This window comes from Mesorhizobium sp. P5_C1, from assembly GCF_054049815.1.
Map to the genome: position 1 here is coordinate 1 of NZ_JBFULQ010000763.1, position 2,047 is coordinate 2,047.

General features: G+C 59.9%; 3 protein-coding genes. 1 reads left to right on the forward strand and 2 read right to left on the reverse strand.

Going from position 1 to position 2,047, the window contains the following annotated elements; genetic code table 11:
• Window positions 1–26: 26 nt before the first annotated feature.
• Together ACXJ7R_RS30980 and ACXJ7R_RS30985 are read right to left on the reverse strand one after the other, a co-directional pair.
• The gene (locus ACXJ7R_RS30980; RefSeq protein WP_457155132.1) at window positions 27–248 is read right to left on the reverse strand and encodes a hypothetical protein; all 222 of its coding nucleotides are present in this window, start codon (window positions 246–248) and stop codon (window positions 27–29) included.
• 195 nt (window positions 249–443) lie between these two features.
• On the reverse strand, window positions 444–686 hold the full coding sequence (locus tag ACXJ7R_RS30985; RefSeq protein ID WP_457155133.1) for a DUF982 domain-containing protein: 243 nt from the start codon (window positions 684–686) through the stop codon (window positions 444–446).
• 408 nt (window positions 687–1,094) lie between these two features.
• On the opposite strand from ACXJ7R_RS30985, the gene ACXJ7R_RS30990 reads away from it, so the two are divergent.
• On the forward strand, window positions 1,095–2,047 hold a 953-nt coding region (locus ACXJ7R_RS30990), incomplete at its 3' end, for a DUF932 domain-containing protein (RefSeq protein WP_457155134.1).

Here is a 2,047-nt window from a genome sequence, read left to right on the forward strand (position 1 = left end):
ATTTCCAAGTGATGTGGAAGAATTGACTATGCTGCAGGCGTGTCGAATACCATGGGTAACCCGCGTTTCGACGCCATTTCGACGATCAGTTTTTCGATTGCTTGATCGGAAAGGCGCGTCTGCAGTGTCGTACGGATTCGTTTGATCAGTTCATGCACCGACAAAGGCGACAGATCCTCGGCGTCATCGCGAAGCCGACTGACTTCAATCACAACGTCAGCATCGATGTCGCTCGGCAAACCTCGCATATCCCATTCTCCGATCAAGGTAGATATTGCCGTCTTCCTGGCCGTTGTCGAGTCGAGCAGATAAACGTCGGGTTGGTTGCCCCAACGGCAGGATCGGTGCCGGCTGCTCAAATCCCGACCATCGCTGCGGCGGCGTGAAAGCTGTGCTTCCGCCAGCCACTTTGGAAGCCGTTGAGGCTCCTATCAATTTGAACCTCAGTCGCTGCGTAGGATGTTCGCTTCCAACGCCGCTGCAACGAAGGCCCGTCTCGCAACCGGCGTCCGGGCTTCACCGCGCAGAACCTGGAGACACGCATCCATAGCCAGTTTTCGCTTTATCGTCTGCTGAGGGAAACTCCGCAGCAGGATCGTGGCTGCGTCGTTCACATCGAATATGACGCGCTCACGCTCCTGCCGGCCAACTTGCACCACCACGGGCCGGACGAACCTGCTCGACATGCAATTACACTTTCAATTCCGACCGTGACACGGACTTCGCGTATCATGACGTTGGGTCAGTTCATACAGGTATTGGCTAGGGACCGAAGAGAAACCGCAGTTGCCCAATCTCGAGAGAAGTTGCCTGTCGGGCCGCTACCTCAATCCGGATGGGCCTCGGTCTTCTCGCGCAAGGAAGCACAGCGGAATTCTGTCGCGTCCGGAAGGTGAAGCGGCGCTTGGTCCCAGGCTCAGGCTTCCTGACGCCCGAGTCTTCCTTCCTGGGTGCCAGCCTTGATGCGGCCGCTGCCGCAAGGGCGAGGCTGATAGGGGCGCGCTGGTGCCGGGAGAGGAAGAGGGCGGGCGGGTTGCGGTGGCGGGTAAAGGTCCGGGAGAGAGTCTCCCGGCGCCCGCCGAGGAGCTACAACCATGACCCAGATGGAAATTCTTGCGCCCAAGCGCAACGAGCGTGCCGGTTACAAGGTCGACGTCAGCCGCGGTCAGCGTATTGGCCGCGTGTCGTCAGAATGGTTCAACCGGCCGGCGGACGAGCGATACCTGTCGCTCAACGACCTTGGAAATGCGGTGAAGAGCCGATCGGAGCGCAGCAAGACCCGCATCGTCGAAAGTGAGCTGATCCGCGTCGAGGCCAGCCGCGACGATCCCGAGCGCCTGAGACTAATGCTGCCCGATGCGCATGCGCCTGTTGCTCCCACGCATTGGAGTTTTGGCCAACTCGCCAGCCTGGTCGGCGCGCCGGCCACCTATCTGCGTCAGCTGCCGGCTCCGCTCGCGGCGATCAACCTACAGCATGGTCTCCTCAACCATCGCGCCGAGCAGGTCAAGACGCTGGAGATCGAGAACGGACGCCTCGAGTTGCGGGCGGTAACAGGCCCTGATTACGGCAGAATATTTGACTCAGAACTGGTGGACGCGGTGCAGAAGATCGCCGGCAACGGTACCGGCGACACGCGTTGGAAGGTACCCGGTGTGCTCGACTGGTCGACAGGTATCTACAATCCGCACGTCGACATCTCCCGCGACACCACGACGCTCTACGCGTCAGACCGCGATGTCTTTGTGTTCCTTGTCGACGATCTGAACCCGATCCAGGCCGGACGGCTGCCAAATGGGGAACCGGATCTCTATTTCCGCGGCTTCTACTGCTGGAATTCCGAAGTCGGAGCCCGCACCCTCGGCATCGCCAGCTTCTATCTGCGCGCAGTTTGTCAGAATCGCAATCTGTGGGGCGTGGAAGATTTCGAGGAAATCACCATCCGCCACTCGAAATACGCAGCCTCCCGTTTTGCCCTGGAAGCCGAGCCGGCGCTGATCCAGTTTGCCGATTCCTCGCCCATGCCGTTCGTCAACGGCATCAAGAC

Excerpts from the sequence above, each read along its gene's own strand:
- ACXJ7R_RS30985 (WP_457155133.1), bottom strand. The coding sequence starts at position 686 with ATGTCGAGCAGGTTCGTCCGGCCCGTGGTGGTGCAAGTTGGCCGGCAG.
- ACXJ7R_RS30980 (WP_457155132.1), bottom strand. The coding sequence starts at position 248 with ATGCGAGGTTTGCCGAGCGACATCGATGCTGACGTTGTGATTGAAGTC.